Annotated in this window: 18 protein-coding genes and 3 pseudogenes; 10 read left to right on the forward strand and 11 right to left on the reverse strand. The window is 62.8% G+C overall.

The window, feature by feature from the left end:
• Positions 1-9 precede the first annotated feature (9 nt).
• Positions 10-663, forward strand: coding sequence for a response regulator transcription factor (locus ABIB56_RS07395; protein WP_354568478.1), 654 nt, complete (start codon positions 10-12; stop codon positions 661-663).
• A 22-nt stretch (positions 664-685) separates the two neighbouring features.
• Here the strand turns inward: ABIB56_RS07395 and ABIB56_RS07400 are convergent, their stop codons facing one another.
• Both ABIB56_RS07400 and ABIB56_RS07405 read right to left on the reverse strand, forming a co-directional pair.
• Positions 686-856, reverse strand: a complete 171-nt coding sequence (locus ABIB56_RS07400; protein WP_354568479.1) for a DUF2510 domain-containing protein — start codon at positions 854-856, stop codon at positions 686-688.
• Between the two features lie 127 nt (positions 857-983).
• Positions 984-4,814, reverse strand: a complete 3,831-nt coding sequence (locus ABIB56_RS07405; RefSeq protein ID WP_354568480.1) for an SCO7613 C-terminal domain-containing membrane protein — start codon at positions 4,812-4,814, stop codon at positions 984-986.
• Positions 4,815-4,964: 150 nt separating this feature from the next.
• Here ABIB56_RS07405 and ABIB56_RS07410 point away from each other — a divergent pair, with 150 nt between their 5' ends.
• Positions 4,965-5,627, forward strand: coding sequence for a pentapeptide repeat-containing protein (locus ABIB56_RS07410; RefSeq protein WP_354568481.1), 663 nt, complete (start codon positions 4,965-4,967; stop codon positions 5,625-5,627).
• Positions 5,628-5,677: 50 nt separating this feature from the next.
• Here the strand turns inward: ABIB56_RS07410 and ABIB56_RS07415 are convergent, their stop codons facing one another.
• A complete protein-coding gene (locus ABIB56_RS07415; protein WP_354568482.1) occupies positions 5,678-6,088 on the reverse strand; it encodes a VOC family protein in 411 nt (136 codons plus the stop codon).
• 10 nt (positions 6,089-6,098) lie between these two features.
• Entirely contained in the window at positions 6,099-6,551 is a 453-nt protein-coding gene (locus ABIB56_RS07420) for a helix-turn-helix transcriptional regulator (RefSeq protein WP_354568484.1), read from the reverse strand.
• 57 nt (positions 6,552-6,608) lie between these two features.
• Here ABIB56_RS07420 and ABIB56_RS07425 point away from each other — a divergent pair, with 57 nt between their 5' ends.
• The 6 genes from ABIB56_RS07425 (at position 6,609) to ABIB56_RS07450 (ending at position 11,081) form a co-directional block, all read left to right on the forward strand.
• On the forward strand, positions 6,609-7,442 hold the full coding sequence (locus ABIB56_RS07425; RefSeq protein WP_354568485.1) for an alpha/beta fold hydrolase: 834 nt from the start codon (positions 6,609-6,611) through the stop codon (positions 7,440-7,442).
• Between the two features lie 24 nt (positions 7,443-7,466).
• Positions 7,467-8,045, forward strand: a complete 579-nt coding sequence (locus ABIB56_RS07430; protein ID WP_354568486.1) for a DapH/DapD/GlmU-related protein — start codon at positions 7,467-7,469, stop codon at positions 8,043-8,045.
• A gap of 155 nt (positions 8,046-8,200) precedes the next feature.
• Positions 8,201-8,542 carry a helix-turn-helix transcriptional regulator gene (locus ABIB56_RS07435; protein ID WP_354568487.1) on the forward strand — a complete coding sequence of 114 codons (342 nt, stop codon included), beginning with the start codon at positions 8,201-8,203 and terminating at the stop codon, positions 8,540-8,542.
• The gene (locus ABIB56_RS07440; RefSeq protein WP_354568489.1) at positions 8,529-9,773 is read left to right on the forward strand and encodes a type II toxin-antitoxin system HipA family toxin; all 1,245 of its coding nucleotides are present in this window, start codon (positions 8,529-8,531) and stop codon (positions 9,771-9,773) included. The genes ABIB56_RS07435 and ABIB56_RS07440 overlap by 14 nt, the downstream gene beginning before the upstream one ends.
• A gap of 367 nt (positions 9,774-10,140) precedes the next feature.
• Positions 10,141-10,776 carry a site-specific integrase gene (locus tag ABIB56_RS07445; RefSeq protein ID WP_354568510.1) on the forward strand — a complete coding sequence of 212 codons (636 nt, stop codon included), beginning with the start codon at positions 10,141-10,143 and terminating at the stop codon, positions 10,774-10,776.
• A gap of 32 nt (positions 10,777-10,808) precedes the next feature.
• Positions 10,809-11,081, forward strand: a complete 273-nt coding sequence (locus ABIB56_RS07450; protein WP_354568490.1) for a hypothetical protein — start codon at positions 10,809-10,811, stop codon at positions 11,079-11,081.
• A gap of 51 nt (positions 11,082-11,132) precedes the next feature.
• Here ABIB56_RS07450 and ABIB56_RS07455 read toward each other — a convergent pair whose 3' ends face one another.
• The 5 genes and pseudogenes from ABIB56_RS07455 to ABIB56_RS07475 all read right to left on the reverse strand — a co-directional run bounded on the left by ABIB56_RS07455 (position 11,133) and on the right by ABIB56_RS07475 (position 14,914).
• A complete protein-coding gene (locus ABIB56_RS07455) occupies positions 11,133-11,609 on the reverse strand; it encodes a hypothetical protein (RefSeq protein WP_354568491.1) in 477 nt (158 codons plus the stop codon).
• Between the two features lie 336 nt (positions 11,610-11,945).
• Complete coding sequence (locus ABIB56_RS07460) at positions 11,946-12,275, reverse strand: zinc-ribbon domain-containing protein (RefSeq protein ID WP_502917581.1); 330 nt, start codon at positions 12,273-12,275, stop codon at positions 11,946-11,948.
• A pseudogene (locus ABIB56_RS07465) lies at positions 12,252-12,341 on the reverse strand (zinc-ribbon domain-containing protein); the annotation flags it as partial. The gene ABIB56_RS07460 and the pseudogene ABIB56_RS07465, both read right to left, overlap by 24 nt.
• Before the next feature lie 71 nt (positions 12,342-12,412).
• Entirely contained in the window at positions 12,413-13,144 is a 732-nt protein-coding gene (locus ABIB56_RS07470) for a metallophosphoesterase (protein ID WP_354568492.1), read from the reverse strand.
• A 1,281-nt stretch (positions 13,145-14,425) separates the two neighbouring features.
• On the reverse strand, positions 14,426-14,914 hold the full coding sequence (locus ABIB56_RS07475) for a hypothetical protein (protein ID WP_354568493.1): 489 nt from the start codon (positions 14,912-14,914) through the stop codon (positions 14,426-14,428).
• 254 nt (positions 14,915-15,168) lie between these two features.
• Here ABIB56_RS07475 and ABIB56_RS07480 point away from each other — a divergent pair, with 254 nt between their 5' ends.
• Complete coding sequence (locus tag ABIB56_RS07480) at positions 15,169-15,990, forward strand: aldo/keto reductase (protein ID WP_354568495.1); 822 nt, start codon at positions 15,169-15,171, stop codon at positions 15,988-15,990.
• 233 nt (positions 15,991-16,223) lie between these two features.
• Here the strand turns inward: ABIB56_RS07480 and ABIB56_RS07485 are convergent.
• Both ABIB56_RS07485 and ABIB56_RS18490 read right to left on the reverse strand, forming a co-directional pair.
• Positions 16,224-16,673: pseudogene (locus ABIB56_RS07485) on the reverse strand (sulfocyanin-like copper-binding protein); the annotation flags it as partial.
• 262 nt (positions 16,674-16,935) lie between these two features.
• Positions 16,936-17,457: pseudogene (locus tag ABIB56_RS18490) on the reverse strand (transposase); the annotation flags it as partial.
• An 86-nt stretch (positions 17,458-17,543) separates the two neighbouring features.
• On the opposite strand from ABIB56_RS18490, the gene ABIB56_RS07500 reads away from it, so the two are divergent.
• A partial coding sequence (locus ABIB56_RS07500; RefSeq protein WP_354568499.1) for a helix-turn-helix domain-containing protein occupies positions 17,544-18,013 on the forward strand: 470 nt, incomplete at its 3' end.

The raw sequence follows: 18,013 nt of genomic DNA on the forward strand, positions 1-18,013 counted from the left end.
GGTGGAAGCGTGACAGAGACTCCGCTCCGCGTGCTGGTGGCCGATGACTCGGTGCTTCTTCGTGAGGGGCTCGTACGGGTTCTTGTCGAGGCGGGCGTCGACGTGGTCGGCTCCTACTCCGACGGTGATTCCCTGCTCGCCGATCTGGTCGATCTCGCTCCGGACCTCATCGTGCTCGATGTGCGGATGCCGCCAACCTTTCGCGACGAGGGCGTGCGCGCCGCGATCAGGGCCCGCGAACTGCTCCCGGATGTCGGCATCCTGCTGCTTTCGCAGTATGTCGAGGTTGCCTACGCGCAGGAGCTCCTCTCCACAGGCAGCGGAGGAATCGGATATCTGCTGAAAGACAGGGTGGCATCGCTCGACGAGCTGAAGGACGCCATCGAGCGGATCGCATCGCGGAGTACCGTGCTCGACCCCGAAGTCGTTGCTCAGTTACTGGGGAGGCGACACGACCCGCTCGAATCCCTCACGCCACGAGAGCGTGAGGTGCTGACGCACATGGCAGAGGGCCGCACGAATGCGGCCATCGCCTCCGAGCTGGTCATCGGAACCGGAGCGGTGGAGAAGAACGTGACATCTATATTCCAGAAGCTCGGGCTCGACGACTCAGGCAGCGACCATCGTCGCGTACTCGCAGTGCTTACCTGGCTGCAGCGCTGAATTCTCAGCCTGCGGGTCCGTGTTAGTTCGCGCCGACCAGCAGTGGTTCGGCGGCGGCGACCATCTGGATTTCCGGACGGCGCTCCTGGATGTCGTTCGTCCAACTCGCACCGTTCCACCAGCGAACCTGGGGAAGGCCGAGTGGGTCGCGGTACCAGCCGGCTGGCACGGCTGAAGGATTCACTGAAGGCATCGGGAAGCTCCTGTGTGGATGTTGCCCTCGCCGCAGGGAGGGCCATTCGGGGCGGCTAGATACGACACTAGTCCCCCTTTATGAGGACAGGCAGCCCCCTTATGGGGGCCAAGGATTCCTCGATTCCTCAGCGAAGAGCTTTGATCCGCATCGCGACGCTTCTGAAGCCCCTCATGTTCTTCTCGAAACGGGCGCCGAGTACCACGATGATCACACCGCCGAAGGCGAGCCACAGCCACCACTCGACGGATTCGTACACAGCGCGGATCTGCGGGGAGAAGGTCGCGATGGCATGAATGATCGTCACGACCACGGCGATCAGGAACGGCGCCTGCAGCCGCAGCGCAGCGCTGATGACAATGATCGCGATGCTCACGATGCCCAGACCGAGGAGCCGCCACAGCGGAGCGTCCCACGCGGTGGCCACGAGCGAGGGGACGAGCAGCACGGCGACGCCCGGCGCCAGCCACGGCCAGGTGCGCGCTGTGGGCGTGCTGGCCAGTTTCATGGCTCCTGTGCCGATGAGGGCGACCGCGAGGGGGATCGATCCGAGTTCCACCCTGTCGAGCGCTCCGGTGCTGAGTCCTCCGATCGCGGCGATCGCCGCAAAAGCTATGGCTACCCAACCCACCAACCGGGTGAACGGTGCACGGTCGGTGGCGAGGGCGATCACATGAAGCGCGGCGAAAAGCAGCACGACAGCCAGGGCCCGCATCGAACCGATGCTGCTCGGACTGAAGGCGTACAGCTCGAGCAGCAGCATGGCGGTCATGGCGAAGAGCCCGAGCACGAGGCTGGCTGTGGTGCGCAATGCGACACTCGCGTCGTCGCGGGGCCTGGCCTGGCCGAAGGCGGCGATGACCAGAATGATCACCGCTGCGGCGAGCCAACCGTCAAGGCGCAGGTCGGGGGCACCGCTTTCCCGAGAGACCGAGATGGCCCGGCCGATCGTCACGATAATGACGCCGATGCCGCCAGCAAGAGCCGCAGCATCGAGATACGGACGGATGCCGCGACCACCTGTCACGACGCTGCCGACGATGAGCAGCACCGCCGACACCGCTCCGACGATGATCGTGCGGGGGAGAGCACCGGTGGTGGCGTTCAGTGCGAGGGGAAGGATGGCAACCAGCAGCCCGCCGAGAGCGACGAACGGTGCTACCTGGCTGGGGGAGGCATTCGCCCTGCTCCTGTTGGCACGCCAGAGCAGGAGCGCGGTGAGCAGCAGCGCGCCCGCGACCGGCAGCACGAAGGGTTCGAGTGCCTGCACCCGACCCTGGAAGAGTCGCCACCAGAGGCCCGCGACAGCGAGGGCGAGGGCGAGCCAACCGACGAATCGTCGTGGTGAGGTCGAGGAGAACAGCCCGTCTGCGCTGATCGAGAGCATGAGTGCGGTGACGGCCGCGATCACGAGCACGAGCCAGGTCGCGTCCTGGCGGAGAACGATGGCAGAGAGAACTGCAGGAACCGCGACGATCGCGATGCTCGCTTCGCGGGCGCCACGTGTGCTGCCCGGTCTCAGCACCGTGACGACGAGCGCACCAACCGCGGCCAGGAGAGCGGCAGTGATGGGCGAGACCGAGCGAGCGAAACCCGGCAGATCGAGTACTCGCACGAAGGAATCCACGAGCCAGTAGACAGCGGGCGCCAGAGCGATCGATGCCGCGACGCGTTCCAGCCGCAGCGCCGCATTTCGGGAGGGCCCGATCCAGAGAACGAGGGCGATCAGCAGGCCGGCGCTCGCCGCGAGGCTTGTGCCGTATTCGGGCAACAGTGTGTCGACGCGGCCGATCGAGAAGTTGTTCAACTCGAGGCGAGTCACGATACCGGCAACGACCGCGGTGATACCGGAGATCCAGAACAGCGTGCGACGGTCGATGACGGAGACGAGTCGACTGCCGATGACCGCAGCGGTGGCGAGCAGCACGATCGCAACGATGCCGGCGGCGCGCGTGGCGTTGAGATTGTCGACCAGGAACCCGGGTTGCGTTGGCAGCGCCAGTTGACGTGCGAATGCGGCGGCTCCGATCAGCAGGATCACCGTGGCTCCGCCGAGAAGCGCAGCCCGACCGATGGTCTGGGAGGTGAGCAGGCGACCCGCGAGCAGAATCGCGATGACCACGATCATCACGATCCACCAGGTCGAGGTGCTGCCCCAGGACGCGAGGTAGGCGAAGGTGGCGGATGCCGCGAGCAGCCCCACGAGCGGTGGCGAGTAGCGTCGACTGCCGCCGCCCCGCCGCCGCAGAACAACCAAGGTCGCGAGTGCAGTGACCGCGAGCAGAAGCCATACGGCCAGCACCGCCCACAGGACGGACAGGAGCGGCACGGCAAGCACCACGATCGCCGCGCCGAACCAGGCGAGAATGCGTCCACGAGTCCTGGCAGCCCCTCCGAGAGTCCAGGCCACTGCCGCCAACAGACCGACCGTCATCAGGCCGAGGATCGCGAAGCCGTAGTTGCTGTTGGTGGGAATGATCTCAGCCGTGGGTGCCGCGCTCCAGGCGTTGACGAGTCCTTTGCCGACAGCGGTGACGGTTGCCGCGATGGAGACGAGAGCAGGTGCCAGTAGCGCGAGGGCCAACACTGCAGCGGCAGCCCAGGTGGCGACACGAAGGTGGCCGGCAAGTCGCGGGTGCGGCATCCGGCGTGCGGCCAATTCAAGAACGAGCGCGACGACGACCGCCGCGATCGGCGGCGCGAGTACACCGAAGTTCAGTTCGCCGACACGGAATACGGCGGACCCGACGGCCAGAGCGGCGCTGGCGCCCGCGACACCCGCAAATGCTCCGCCGAAACCTCGGGGACGTGGTTCCGCGCCATCCGTGTCGACCAGCACGACGTGCATAGCAGCAACCGCCGCGACACCAAACAGCGCGATGGTGGACGCCCAGTCCGAGTCCGGCGAGACGACGAAGGCGAAGAGAGCTGCCCCGAGCGTGGCGACGAAGGCAGTGACGAGCACGATGATCCGCTCGGCCATCGCCGGAACAGCCGGCCGCGATTCCCGTGCTGGCCGGGCAGCGAGACGGTGCACGACGCCGGCGAGCGCGGCCGCTGCGAAAGCGAAATAGCCGCGGGACGTGACATCCGCCGGCTGGTCGAGACCGGCGACTACCAGACCGATACCCGGTGCGAAGGCGGCGAAGCCGATGATGCTCGCAGTCCGCAGGCCGGAGAGACGATTCCACAGCACGAAGACGACTGCCGAGATCACGAGGGTCCAGCCCCAATACGCCATGCCGTCGGCCGACCCCAGCCCGAAGAAATCGTTCGAGCGCAGTGCGAAGGCATCCAGGTAGACCAGCACGACGGCGAAGACGGCGATACCTTCGGCGGTGGCGGTGAGGGAACGTCGTCGCAGCATCGACGCGACGACGAAAGCTGCGATGGTCACGGCGGCGATGATGAGCGATCGCACGAGAATGCCGTAATTGATGAAGGCGTAGACCAGGAAGAAGATGGCGGCGACCGACAGCAGCGAGATGCCGACGATGACCAGGATGATTTGCACACTCGAGCGTCGCGGGCCAGTGGGCGTCGACGGAGCTGCGGGTTGTGGGGGAGTAGCAACCGTCGGTGGGACCGCAGCGGGCGGCAAAACGGCAGGCGCGGCGATGACGGAGCTCACCGAGGCTGCGGGAGCACTGACGGGTACCGACGGAGCGACGGGGATCTCCGCGTGCCGCCGCGCAGCGTCAGCCTTCTGGGCCGTCTCGAAACGGATACGCCCGATCACATCGAGGCGACGATCGAGCACGGCGGCAGCATCCGCTGACAGCACCGCCAGTTCTGCCGCCGCGGGGTGGGTGAGGTCCAGCCCACAGCTCGTGCAGACTGCGCCGCGCCACGGGGCGAAGCACGCAGGGCACTGCGCCGTGCTCGTGAGGTCGTTGGGCGTGCGCGGAAAGACGACCCGCCCCGCGTACTGCCTGAAGTCGGTCTCGGATTCGGCCATTGCCACGTGCTCCCCTGAACGGTCGTTGGTACAGGGTAGCGGCAGCCCGCAGAAGTTGGCGATGGGCACGACTGCCCTGTGGAGCGCGAGCTCACATCATTGGCAGGATGGAGTGGTGTTGCACCGGCAGCGCACCAGTCTGGAGTCGAGATGCCCGCCCGATCGAAAACAACCACCGCGCCACGGCTCGATTTCAGGGCGCCGACACAGCTGATCGACATCGATGCCGCTGGCCTGATTGCTGGCGAGGATCGCGACCAGGAACGCTATGCGGATGCCGACCTGTCGCACCGGGACCTCACCGGATCCTCCTTCACCGAGTGCGAGTTCGACGCAGTCACTCTCACCGATGCCCAGCTCCGCGGTTCCCGGTTCATCGAGTCGCTCCTCACCGCGCCTTTCGCCCCGGTACTGCTTGCTGCCCGCACCACCTGGCGTGATGTGCTGATTGAGAACCCGCGCTGGGGATCGGCCGAGCTGTTCGACGCCGAGATGCGCACGTTGCACATCCGCGGCGGCAAGATCGACTATCTCAACCTGCGCAACGCCCGTCTCACCGACGTACTCATCGAGGACTGCACCATCACCGACCTCGACCTCGGCGGATTCCACGGCACACGGGTCTCACTCCTCAACTGCCGAATCGAGACATTGGACCTCACCCGAGCCACGTGCAAGGATGTCGATCTCCGAACCAGCGACTTCTCGGCTATCAATGGACTGGATGGCCTCAGGGGCGTCACGATCGACGAGTTCCAGCTCTCCCTCTTCGCCCCGCTGCTCGCGGCGCACCTCGGTATCGTCGTCGAATAGGCGTACGGCAAGGATCAGAGTTACTGCGGCTCCCACCCGCCGAGTCGGAGCTAGTCCTTCGGTGCCTGTGCGATTCGCACAGCGTTGCCCGACGGGTCGCGAAAGGCACAGTCGCGCGGCCCCCAGCCCTGATCGATAGGTTCCTGGAGTACTTCCGCACCCGATGCCCGCACGGTCTCGAAGGTCGCGTCGACATCGTCGGAGTTGAAGACGAGGAAGGGCAGCACACCTTTGGTGAGGAGTTCCTGTAGCGTGTCGCCGTCGGTCTGCGAGCGGCCAGCGTGCGGCACGGAAATCACGATTCCGAGTCCGGGCTGCGTTTCGAGACCGAGAGTGACCCAGCGGAAGTCTCCAGAGGACACGTCGTTCTGAACCTGGAGGCCGAGCGCGTCTCGATAGAAGTCGAGCGACTCGTCGACATCGTTGACGGTGATGTTGGTGTATTGGAGTGAGATTGTCATGCGGATAACGCTAGGCGGCGGCTGTCGGCGTCGCTTCTCGAATCCTGCTCGACCCTTTCGCAGCGGCCCGTCGCAGTGGCCGGGTTGTCACCTTCGCAACGAAGGGTGGCATGGCGGCTATCGCGTGGTGTTTCCTGCTGCGATATGCGCTCGGGGTTTCCCCGGCGATCTCGGTGAAGCGCGAACTGAAGGACCCGAGCGACGTGGCTCCCACGGCCATGCAAGCGTCGGTCACAGTCATGCCGTTTCGCAGCAGCGCCATTGCGCGCTCGATCCGGCGGGTCATCAGGTAGCCGTAAGGCGTCTCGCCATAGGCCGCACGGAACTGCCGGGAGAAGTGCGCGGGAGACATCAGTGCGCGGCTGGCCATCGTCGGCACGTCGAGGGCGCTGGCGTACTCCCTGTCGATCAGGTCGCGTGCACGGCGCAGATGCGCCAGTGTCGCAAGTGCTTCTGGTGTCATGGGAAGAAAATACCACCCGAGTTCCATCAGTCCACTGAATTTCCCTACGATGTGCGAATGATCTCAGTTCAGGATGTCTTGTTGAGGGATGGGCGCGTGCTGCGGGTTCATGACAGCGGCGGGCCTTCGGATGCATTCACCGTGCTATGGCACCACGGCTCTCCGCAGACCGGTGCGCCGCTCGACCCGCTGCTGTCTGCGGCCGCTGAGCGCGGCATCCGTCTCGTCTCCTATGGTCGGCCAAGCTATGGCGGGTCGTCGCCGTTGCGGGGGAGGGATGTGGCATCGGCCGCCGACGACGTCCGCCAGATCGCGGACGCGCTTCGTCTCGACACGGTGGCCGTGATGGGAGCGTCGGGCGGCGGCCCTCATGCGCTGGCCTGCGCCGCGCTGCTCCCCGATCGCGTGACAGCGGTTGCCTGCCTGGCGAGCCTCGCTCCTTTCGACGCCGATGGCATCGACTGGTTCGGCGGCATGGCCGCCGGCGGCGAGTCCCTGCGGGCAGCCGTTCACGGGCGAGAAGCGCGCGAACTGTACGAGGAGACGGCGGAATTCGACCCGGAGAGCTTCAACGCGGGGGACTACGCGGCTCTTGACGACACGTGGTCATCGCTGGGCGACGACGTCGGAGTCGCCTCGAAGGCCGGTACCGAGGGGTTGGTCGATGATGATCTCGCCTTCGTCGTGCCATGGGGCTTCGATGTGGCGGACATCGCCGCACCGGTGCTGCTCGCCCAGGGCGGCGACGACCGGGTGATTCCGGCCTCTCATGCGCACTGGCTGCTCGGTCGCTGCACGGACGCCGAGCTGTGGCTTCGTCCGCATGACGGTCACATCTCGATCCTGAATACCTCGCCGCTCGCGATGGACTGGCTTCTCGCCCACGGCTGAGCGCCGATGCGCAAGAATCGTAGGATGGCCAGCGACAATCTGATGCTCATCCACGATCCAGAGCTTCTCGCCAGGGGTGAACGGGTTCTCGGCGCCGAGTTCACCGCGATGAGCGAGAGAGTGCTGCGGGCCACCGAGTTGACCTCCCGTCTCAACGTCCTGCCCTTCGATGACGAGACGGGTAAGGCGGCCCTGCTCGAACAGATCCTGGGCCACCCTCTTCCGGCGAGAGTGACGATCTACCCGCCCTTCTACACCGACAACGGGCTTCATCTGGATCTCGCTGAGCGGGTGTTCATCAACCAGGGGTGCACGTTCCTCGACTACGCCGGTATTCGCTTGGCCGAAGGCGTGATGATCGGCCCGAAGGTTACGTTCATCACCGTCGGCCATCCTGTGGATCCGGAGGAGCGACGCCACTTTCTCACCGGCGCCCCGATCGACGTCGCGGAGAACGTGTGGATCGGTGCTGGGGCGATGATCCTGCCCGGGGTCAGTATTGGGCGCGACGCGGTTGTCGCCGCCGGTTCGGTCGTCGCTGACGACGTGCCGGCGGGAAGCCTCGTGGCCGGGCCGAAAGCCGCTGTGCGCCGAAGCTGGTAGCGCGTGACTGCGGTGGTGAAGTTCACAGCATGAAGTCGGCCCCGCAGGTCGCTCATCTTCACGGAACTCCGTGGTGGGCAGAACACTATTTCCTGGAACATGGCTACAATAAAACATGTCTAGGGGGCGTTAAAACGTGTTTTAAGAAGGTTGAAATGGCTAAGCGAACTGTGTCGTTGCGCCCGCATGTCCAGGACGCTCTCGCCGTGTGGGGGCAACTCATCCGGCGCGGTCGGCTCGACCGCGCCTGGACAGCCGAGGACCTCGCTGCGCGCGCGAACGTTTCGGAGCAGACGGTCTACTCGGCCGAAGCGGGCAACCGCGGCACAGCCGTTGGCACGATGATGGACCTCGCAGACCTCGTCGGCGTCCCCATTTTCGGGGTGGAGGACCGCGCCGAGCTCGCGATTCGCCGTCAGCGCGGTGAGGAGATGCTCGCTCTGCTCCCAAGCCGCGTGCGCCGACCAAAGGGCGGCAGCGACGATGACGACTTCTGATGAACTCTACGTCTGGACGTGGCTGCCGGGCCAAACCGAGCCCGTCCTAGCCGGAAGGGTAGACCAGGCCGGACCGCTCGTCACCTTCATATATGCACTGAGGTACCGAACCCGGTCGGACGCCATCAGCCTGTTCATCCCGGAGCTTCCGCTGCGATCCGGGATCCAGGAGCCTGCAGACGGGCTGACCATCGCGGGCGTCCTGAGGGATGGGAGCCCGGACAGGTGGGGCCGCGGTGTCATCGAACGTCGACGGGGTGCTGCACCGAACTCCCTGACCGAAATCGACTACATGCTGAGCTCTAGCTCGAATCGCTTCGGGGCGTTGGACTTTCAGGTCGGTCGTGAGAACTACGTACCTCGGGATGACTCGGCGACCCTCGATGACCTGCACGAGGCGGCCACCATCCTCGATGAGGGACGAGAGCTGCCCGCAGGTCTGGACGCGGCACTGATGCATGGCACGAGCCTCGGAGGTGCACGCCCGAAGGCGACACTCACGGATGCAGACGGGAGCGAGTGGCTAGCGAAGTTCGCGTCGTCCGATGACCGTGTCTTCTCAGCGGTGAACGCCGAGGGGGCGATGCTTGAGCTCGCGCGACGGGCCGGCATGAGCGTACCCGACAGTAAAGTCGTCTCCTCTCTCGGCAAGGAGGTTCTCCTCGTCCGACGATTCGACCGAGATGGGGCAGGCGGACGACGCCACGTGGTCTCCGGCCTGACGATGGCGCAAACCGACAAGATGTATGCCCGCTACGTGTCTTACCCGCAGATACTCGATGTGCTCCGCGAGTACGCCACGGACGCCACCAAGCCCGGGCCCGAGCTTTTCAATCGCATCGCAATGAACATCGCTATCAGCAACAACGACGACCATGCCCGAAACCATGCAGCGTTTTGGGACGGGACGCACCTTGAGCTGACTCCGGCCTACGACCTCGCGCCGGGTCAGAGGTCGGGTGATACATTCGCACAGGCGATGGCATACGGCCGAGGGGACGGTGGCGAGAAGGTGTCCAACTTCGCGGCGTTGGTGCGTGAGTCGGAGACCTATGGGCTCAACGCCGCAGAAGGTCGGGACATCGTCGACCATCTCGTATCGAGCATCCGTGACAACTGGGCCGACGCTGCCGAGGTCGCGCGTCTGAGCGCGTCATACAAGCAGAACCTTTACGACAAGCAGGTGCTGCCGAGGGCGGCGTTTTTCGACTTCGAACCGGCACCGCTTTAGCGGAGTAGGTCGGCGCGGAAGCTGCCAGCGCGTATATAAAGCGGCGATGGCCGTACATTCAGCGACAAATCCAGCGCGCGCGCTCACAGTTTCCTTTGTGGTGCGCCTGAGGGCTGCCGTGGTTATCCACAGGTCCGACCACGCGGCGGACGGGGCATCGTGATGACCTGTTCCCTCAGAACAAAAATCGGCCCCTCAGAACGATCATCCCCATGAGTTCGCTTGTGATCAGCCAGTTGGTGGTTATCTTCACCACGGACCGCTTCTCGACGCGATGGGTGTGTGGTGTCGTCTGCGCCGGTGCCCTCATCGTCATCGCGATCGCTATTGCTCAGTTTCGGAAGCTCGTCAGAAGCAAAACTGATGAATCGACGAGTTAGTCGCGGGCGGCTCCTCCTCTTCGCAGACGGCTTCGCATAAACCGTCTCACCGACGCTGGGCAGTCAGGATTCGGTTTGCTGCATTCTCCGGACTGCGCTCTGCGGAGATAGCCGGGTTGCGGGTGCGAGACGCGAATCTGGCTGCTGGGCATATCGAGGTTCGGCAGACCGTTCGGAGGGTGTCGGGGGAGTGGGCAGTCGGCACGCCCAAGTCCGCCCGGTCCACCCGCAACGTGCCGCTACTGAACCGGGGGCCGATTGCCGAGCTACGGATGCTGCTGCTGGCGCACCCGGACTCCGGCAACCCTGACGCGTTGTTCTGGCCCGCCCGGGCCTACTCGACCCACGCAGCGGACTGGACTCGCCCCTGCGACGTGTGGAGCATTCGTCGCCACGCGATGGCCGCAGTGGTGGAGGAGTTAGGGATGCCGCCGATGAGATTCCACGACCTCCGGCACACCTACGCGTCGCTGATGTTCGCCGCCGGATTCAAGTCCTCCGAGGTCTCCCGCTGGATAAGCCACGCGTCGGTCGCCACCACGGATTCAATTTACGCCCACCTATACCCGAGCGACTACAACGAGCAGATCGCCATGTTCGAGGCGTTCGTAGCCGAAGCCTAAAACCGCACAACCACCACCAAGGAGAAGGAACTATGAAGACGCAAGAAATTGAAGCCCAATCCCAAATGACCGAGCTGAGGAAGATCCTGCGGGAGTTTGTTGATCCCGCGACAAACGAAGTCACGGACGTTAGGAGTGCAGCTATTTACCTCTCCTTTGAGGCCTTGTACCGGGTCAAGCTGCTTCTCGACGAACAGCTCATCGAGAGCGACTACGCCGAGATTTTCCGGGCAATAGGCGACCTCACTGCCGACATCGCCTGGGACTGGGCTCGGCAGGAAGACGATGGTCTCGAGTACTGCTGACCTTGTAGCGACGACTAGCCAACCGCGACCTAAGACCGTCGTCGCGGTTGGCTAGTTCGCGCTGGTGATCTCGACGGTGAGAACCTTCTTGAGTTCGTCCAGCGTCAGATAGTAATCGCAGGACACCTCCATGTCTGAGCCCTCTTCTGTCGACCAGATGTATGAGCGGAATGTCTCGCAGGTGTTCTCGCCGCCATTGTCGTCGCCAACTATCGCTGTGAAGGTGGGTGTGTTGCGGGACGTGTCGCCGACCCTCGACACGTGGACCAGGAAGCTCATTTCGGAGTACTGGGCGTTGGACTTGAGCTCGCCGGTATCGGCGATTGACCAGCCCTCTCCAGAAAGGTCTCCAGTGACAGCCACTGTTCGTGAACCAGAGTTTGCCGCCCATTGCTGCCGCTGGACAGAGCTGTAGATCCCCGCGATTACAAAAATTAGCACGATGGCGAGAATGACGATCCCCGCTATCCCCAGACACCCGATCTTGCGCTTCGGCTTCGGCAGGAAGGGGGCGTTGTCGAGGCTCATGTGCTCAACCTATCGTGAGGTCGACTCATCGGCAGTGGCACCTAACCGCGACGGGGTTTACACGGGGATTGATGATTGACCCGAGTGGAGCATGGGTGTACCTTCGCAATTTAGTGGATCCTGCAGCGTCAATTTGACACCAAGTGTCAACTGCAGCTGGGGCCTTTGTCCAGGGGAGTTCAGTTGACAGAATTGATGAGACTCTGAAACTGGTCCGCCTAAACCAACTAGGAACACCTGATCAAAGGCTGTTTTTTAAATTGTAGACCTTCGAGCGAGATCGGTGTAGACGCAGAAATGGCCCATCCTAAAGATGGGCCATGATTGTGTTTTAAGTCACATTTTGCGAAGCCAGGCGGAGCGGAGTTCGGGTTCGCATTTGGTGCACCCGCAGGACTTTACTCGATTTGGAACGCTCTGGCGGGTGCTGTGTCCGAAGACGCATTTCCAATTTCGGAGCGTTGTTCCTGGCATGACCTGATGTGGACCAAGGCCTTCGTTGGATGCCATGTTCCAATCGATTGCGATATCGGGGTATCGAGAGGCGACATCTGTTTCGCCGGGTGCTAGGACTCGATGATTGCATTTGCCGCATCCGGCGCCTGCGACTCGTCGGTCGGCTCTTGGCTTACGCGGAGCGCAACGGTGACAGCCGTGACCTTGGATTCGGCTGTAAATGAGCGCCTGCCATTCGTGTCCGAAACGGCATCGCCACCAAGCCATAGTCGTACTGCTTGCGTTGAGGGCTGCGTTTCGTTGGGGTCAGGCATTGACATCCTCCGCCCACATCACGGACAGATCGGTCAGATCGACCAGGATGACGTTTCCGGGGTTTCTTTGGCGAGGGACACGATTTGCTGCCCGGTATTCAGGCGGACGCTGTCACGCACATGAAAATGGCCGTGTACCAACAGCTTCGGCTGGGTGGCCTCCCATACACGGGTGATGATCGCGGCGCCGGTCTCGGCGTACGCGATCGCGGGGGGTTCCCATGATCCGTGAGTGGCGCGGATTGAGGCGACTTTCGGTGTCGCGGGGTTTGGGGAGTCATGGGTGATCAACATGTCCACCCTGCCGCCGTTGGTTACAGCAACAATGTCTTCCTCAGTAGGAAGTTCCTCTGGCCACCAGGACACTCCAGGGACCCGCCAATACCGATCAATGGATGCAGTCCCACCGAACGACATCAACACCTGATTTCGTTGTGTCCACCGGTAGCCGCGCGGCAGAACTGAAACGTGTGAGCGGATTGGACCCGGCATCCCCGCTCCCGCTTGGTCGAAAAGTTTCCATAAATATGACCAGTCCTCGTGGTTGCCTGTGGTGACCACGATAAACACGCCACTTTCGGCCGCCCAACCGTTGACACGGTCGAGGAACAGAGCGCCCGCGCGGTCGGTGTAAATGGAGACGTCTCCGACGTGGTGCAGCCGGGTGACCCCGAGCTCCGCCAGCCGGAACAGCTTCTCCCGAAGGAGATGATCCTTGCCGTGCCAGTCCCCAGCGATAGCGATGATCGGACTGTCATCGCTCACTAACCATGGGCTATTTGGTTCTGTCATGCCGCTCCGTCCATCGGGCCACGGACTGCCCGCGACGAGTGAATACGAAGGCGTTTTTGTGGCCCTCGCGTCCTGAAATCTAGTGAGGCGCGCCGATGCGTTGGCCTCGTGCAGGCATGCATATTCCGCAAACGTGCGCGGTGAGTCCCGGATCCGCGCATAACCATTCCGACGCTGCAACCGCTGCAGCTCGGAAAGGCACACATGCTCACCCCGCCCCGACTGGAGCGCCTCCTCGCGCAATATGCTGCAATCGCAGCGCATCCTCCGATCCACCCGAGCGCAGACCTGCAACGGTCCCTCACTTACTTCCGGCACGATATACGCGATCAGGCAGTGGATGTGTTGTTCGGACAGCCCGCTGTCCGTACCGTCGCGTGGTTCAAAAATCTGAACCGACTTGAGCTATTCGTGGCGGGGGAAGGGCGTTTTCCTCGCGAAAACAATCGTCCCTCCGGCAGGCAGATCAGCGTGGAAGAGCGTCAACTCGCAGTCTGGGTGCGCACCGAACGCACCGCCGCGAATCTTGGGCGTAGATGCGATTTTCAACTCCAGAGACTCGCCTGCGTGCCCGGGTATCGAGAGACGCCGTTGGATGACCGGTGGATGGCGCGTTTCCTCGCATATGAGCGGTCACTTGCCAGCCTTGGCCACCCGCCGGTGTTGAGTGGGAACAATCCGGGGGACAGGGCCCTCGCCGGGTGGGCTGCGAAACAGCGCATGGCTCACCGGTCCGGAACCCTCGGCGTGAGGCGCCAACGCCTGCTCCAAACTCTCTCGATTTGGACCTGGGGAAGCGGCCGACCCTAGCCAACACGCCACGCCACACTGGGTTCGCCCTTTGGACGGTCACGGACCCTCCCTCCTTTGTCCGCACGATGTTGAGTCAAGACTTTCTGTCGTCCGAGTGCTTGGAATCGCTCGCCGAGATGCTCGAAAGCGATCGGGCTGGGCGAGACGTGATGCGGCGACCGATGTTCCTGTGGGGACGGAATCCGGCAACGAAATGAAATGAGGAGTGCCACCTGATCTGGATTGCGAAGATATTGCATTCCTGCACAGGGAATCCCCGCGCCTCGTAGGCGCCTGTCGGGGCCTATCTGGGCCTATCGTCAGAATCAGTGCGCCGTGGGGCGAGGATAAGGACAGACCGAATGTGCGCTCAGATCAAGAATCGGGTGATGCATCCCACCGTGGACACCCTGCTGATTCCAACTGCATGCTCGCCGGCAATTGTCGAGGTTGTATCGAAACTCAGCGGATCGATTGAAGCAGCCCATGAACCCGACCCCCGCTTTGCCCGCCAATGAATGGGACGTACTGCTCGGCCCGTTCTATCTCGTCACCGATGTGGCCCGGTGGATCGGGGTCAGTACGCGCGTAGTTCGATATCGGATCGCCGCCCGGCAGCTCATCGGCCTGAAAACGACAGATCGGATGTTGCTCCCGAGCTTTCAATTCAACGAATATCGCGAAGCTCCAAAGCGCCTCCGAGAAGTTCTTACCGCGATGGATCCGCCAGGTATTGATCCGTGGGGCGATGCCGCCCTCCTCCGCGAACGCCGAGAAGAATTGGGCGATCGCAGTCCAATCGAGGCACTCTGGGCCGGTCAATACGAGGAAGTGCTCGCGCTGGCAACTGAGCTTGGGGAAGTGGTGCGGGAACTGGTTTCCCCACAGCTCGGTGTCCGAAAAACGACCAAGTCGGGCGACGCGACCGATCTGACATTGCGGACTGGCCACTCACCCGCGTCGACAGACGGATAGCTCCAGAGGGGTGACCGGGTGTTCGTGAATCTGCGGCCCAATCAAATCGACAGCAGTCCCAGAGGACTCCACAATGCTCAGCGACTGGCGTCATCTGCCTTGATGTTCGACTGCTTCTGAGAGATTGGACCGATGTTCCTCTCGAATTACACTCTGTTGGGAAGCAATTTCAAGAAAGCGCAGCCAAGCGGACAAAACCGTGCTCGCGCAAACCTTTGAGGGAGAAAACCATGCCTGCAGTGACCGACACCTTCACCCTGTCAAACGGCGTCAAAATCCCCCGCATCGGCTTCGGCACCTGGCAGATCCCCGACGGCCCAATAGCCTACGACGCAGTCGCCGCCGCACTTGATGCCGGTTACCGCCACATCGATACCGCGCGCGCCTACGGAAACGAGGCGAGCGTCGGCCGGGCGATTCGCGACAGCGGGATTCCACGTGACCAGATCTTTGTGACCACCAAACTCCCGGCCGAGGTCAAGAGCGGCCGTGAGGCGGAGGTCAGCTTTGAGACGACGATTTCGGCCCTGGGCCTCGACTACGTCGATCTTTACCTGATTCACGCTCCCTGGCCCTGGTCGCAGATGGGCAAAGACTGCCGAGCCGGGAACATTGAGGTGTGGCGGGTATTCGAGAAGATTCTCGCCGACGACCGCTCGCGTTCCATCGGCGTCTCGAACTTCGACCCCGCCGACCTCCAGTCGCTGATCGCTGCGACCGACGTGACGCCCCACGCAAACCAAATCCGCTATTTCATCGGCCACACACAAAAAGAAACCGTCGACTACTGCCGCGAGCGAGAGATCCTGGTCGAAGGCTATTCACCGCTGGCCACAGGCGCGATCCTCGACAACGAGAACGTACACGAGATCGCCGCGAAGTACGGGAAGTCGGTAGCCCAGATTTGCATTCGCTACCTGCTGGAGAAAAACATCCTCCCACTGCCAAAAACGATAACACCCGACCGCATGACCCAGAACGCCGACATGGACTTCACAATCTCGTCCGATGACCTGAAGGCTCTCGACGCACTGATCGACACCGCGCCGTAAAGTTTTCTGATCAACGTGAGGCCCACGACCGGTGAAACTCGAACGATTAGCGGGCGGCATTTCACTGTGCTCGTCGAAACCGATTTCAGGGTGATTTTCGACCTGGAGGGTGCTCGCAAGGGGAAAGGTGATCGCATTTGGTGAAACCAGTCAAGTACCCGCATGGTGGGCGCGAAGTGCGTCAGCGGCCCACTGGTCGAAATGGCTTCGTCGCTGTGTCCGGTGACGGTGAGTTGGGTGTACATGCCAGCGGCGTAGTGGCCGGGAAGATTGCAGACCAACTCATACCGGCCCGGCACCAGCGTGACGCTCACCCAGCCTGAGGTTCCGGGCAGGATGCCTTGGCCCGCGCCTTCTCCGCAGGTAGTGGATGCCTCCCCCAGGCTTCCCGCCTCGTCGATCTTCCCGTCGCCCCCGAAGGGCTGGGTTCCCGCGATTTGAGATTCGGGAAGGGGAAGGACAAGCAGTTCGTGGGTGACGCTGCCCCCGTTCGTCACGAGGAACGACACAGTCCCATGTCGAACTGTGGCACGGTCGGCGGTTAACCGCATGGCACCACCGGACATCGGCCCACTGTCACCTCCCATCATGGGCCCACCCACGTCCGTAAAGGTGACGTCCACGATCGTTCCAGAAAGGTCCGGCACCGTACACGCTGGAGCGCCCCAGGTTTGATGTCGCATCCTTTTGAGTTGTAAGGACGGATCCACGTGCCCAAGAAAATTCTTCTCGAGGTCCAGGCCCGCGCCGTGCGTTTGGTGGCCGAATCAATCTTGGCCGAAATTTTCACGTATTCGGATGTATAAGTAAGGAGGTGCGTCGTGTTGATTGGGTCACGTCCCGCCGGGAGGGGTAATTTCCGTCGTCCGTCGGCGTCAGTTGTTTTAGCTTAGGTGGCGGTAGGTTCTGGGATGATGGCAGCTCCTCGACGTGGTCCGTGCCGAGGTTCATGACGGCTAGTTCGAGGATGGACGATCCGGAAAAGTTGCCGCGGTCGCCGGTTTCCCATTCGTCGTGTCGCTCGATCAGACCAGATCCTGCCAGGCGCAGCGCAGCAGCGCAGCGGGGTTCGGGAACACACCGACGACACGGTGCGGCGTTGACCTCTTTTCTGACCCGTTCCAGCGGTTCGTGGGCCAAATCTGGTTCCAATACCCCTTGGGAAACGACGCGAACGCGAGGAGGTAGTGGCGCGCCTCGTCGAGCCTGACCGCGACTTTTGGATAGGAGCGGGCGAGCATCGGCGTCACTTCGGTGAACTGGGTGAGGATGTGCTCACACGGTCGGGTTGGGCGAAGACGGTGTGGATGATCGAGGCAACCTTGTCCTGGCTGCCTTGGGAACAACGAAGAGCATCTTGCGCATGAAATGGACCCGGCAGCCTTGTAAGGGTGCACCTTGGCACACGGTACTGATCGCTTTCTTCAGCCTGGTGTGGGCGCCGGAGATGACGAGCTTCACCCCGTCGTCACGATGGTCGCTGGCCCGGAAATCGTCGCTAGTGTTGCGTGTCGTTGAATCATTTAGGTGTGGAGTGGCATCAGACTTGAGTCATGGTTTACCTGGCTCGGGCGTTGGTTTTGCGTGATGGTGACCGGTCGAGGCTGGAGCGGCTCACGCGGGGAAAAGCGGTGTCGGCAACTCTGGCGGTGCGGGCGCGGGTCGTGCTTTCGGCCGCTGACGGGTTGCCGAATATCGAGATTGAGAAGCGGACGGGGTTGACGCGTCCGAGCGTGCTGAAGTGGCGAGGCCGGTATTCGGAGTCCGGGATCGAGGGCTTGAAGGACGCTCCCCGGCCGGGTCGGGAGCCGGTGATCGATGAGCTCGCGTTGATCGCGGAAACCCTTGCCGATCAGGGGAAACCACCAGCGGAGTTGGGGATCTCGCATTGGTCGGCCCGGTTGATGGCCACCCGAAGCGGCGTGTCGTTCTCCAGCGTGTCCCGGATCTGGCGCAAGTGGAGAATTCAGCCGCACCGTCTCGACACGTTCAAGTTCTCCACCGACCCCGAGTTGGAAGCGAA

Source organism: Glaciihabitans sp. UYNi722 (assembly GCF_040549465.1).
In the GTDB taxonomy this organism is placed as follows: Bacteria; Actinomycetota; Actinomycetes; order Actinomycetales; family Microbacteriaceae; genus Lacisediminihabitans.

Coding starts and splice junctions, on each gene's coding strand:
- ABIB56_RS07400 (WP_354568479.1), bottom strand. CDS start 856: ATGCCTTCAGTGAATCCTTCAGCCGTGCCAGCCGGCTGGTACCGCGAC.
- ABIB56_RS07405 (WP_354568480.1), bottom strand. CDS start 4,814: ATGGCCGAATCCGAGACCGACTTCAGGCAGTACGCGGGGCGGGTCGTC.
- ABIB56_RS07410 (WP_354568481.1), top strand. CDS start 4,965: ATGCCCGCCCGATCGAAAACAACCACCGCGCCACGGCTCGATTTCAGG.
- ABIB56_RS07415 (WP_354568482.1), bottom strand. CDS start 6,088: ATGACAATCTCACTCCAATACACCAACATCACCGTCAACGATGTCGAC.
- ABIB56_RS07420 (WP_354568484.1), bottom strand. CDS start 6,551: ATGACACCAGAAGCACTTGCGACACTGGCGCATCTGCGCCGTGCACGC.
- ABIB56_RS07425 (WP_354568485.1), top strand. CDS start 6,609: ATGATCTCAGTTCAGGATGTCTTGTTGAGGGATGGGCGCGTGCTGCGG.
- ABIB56_RS07430 (WP_354568486.1), top strand. CDS start 7,467: ATGGCCAGCGACAATCTGATGCTCATCCACGATCCAGAGCTTCTCGCC.
- ABIB56_RS07435 (WP_354568487.1), top strand. CDS start 8,201: ATGGCTAAGCGAACTGTGTCGTTGCGCCCGCATGTCCAGGACGCTCTC.
- ABIB56_RS07440 (WP_354568489.1), top strand. CDS start 8,529: ATGACGACTTCTGATGAACTCTACGTCTGGACGTGGCTGCCGGGCCAA.
- ABIB56_RS07450 (WP_354568490.1), top strand. CDS start 10,809: ATGAAGACGCAAGAAATTGAAGCCCAATCCCAAATGACCGAGCTGAGG.
- ABIB56_RS07455 (WP_354568491.1), bottom strand. CDS start 11,609: ATGAGCCTCGACAACGCCCCCTTCCTGCCGAAGCCGAAGCGCAAGATC.
- ABIB56_RS07480 (WP_354568495.1), top strand. CDS start 15,169: ATGCCTGCAGTGACCGACACCTTCACCCTGTCAAACGGCGTCAAAATC.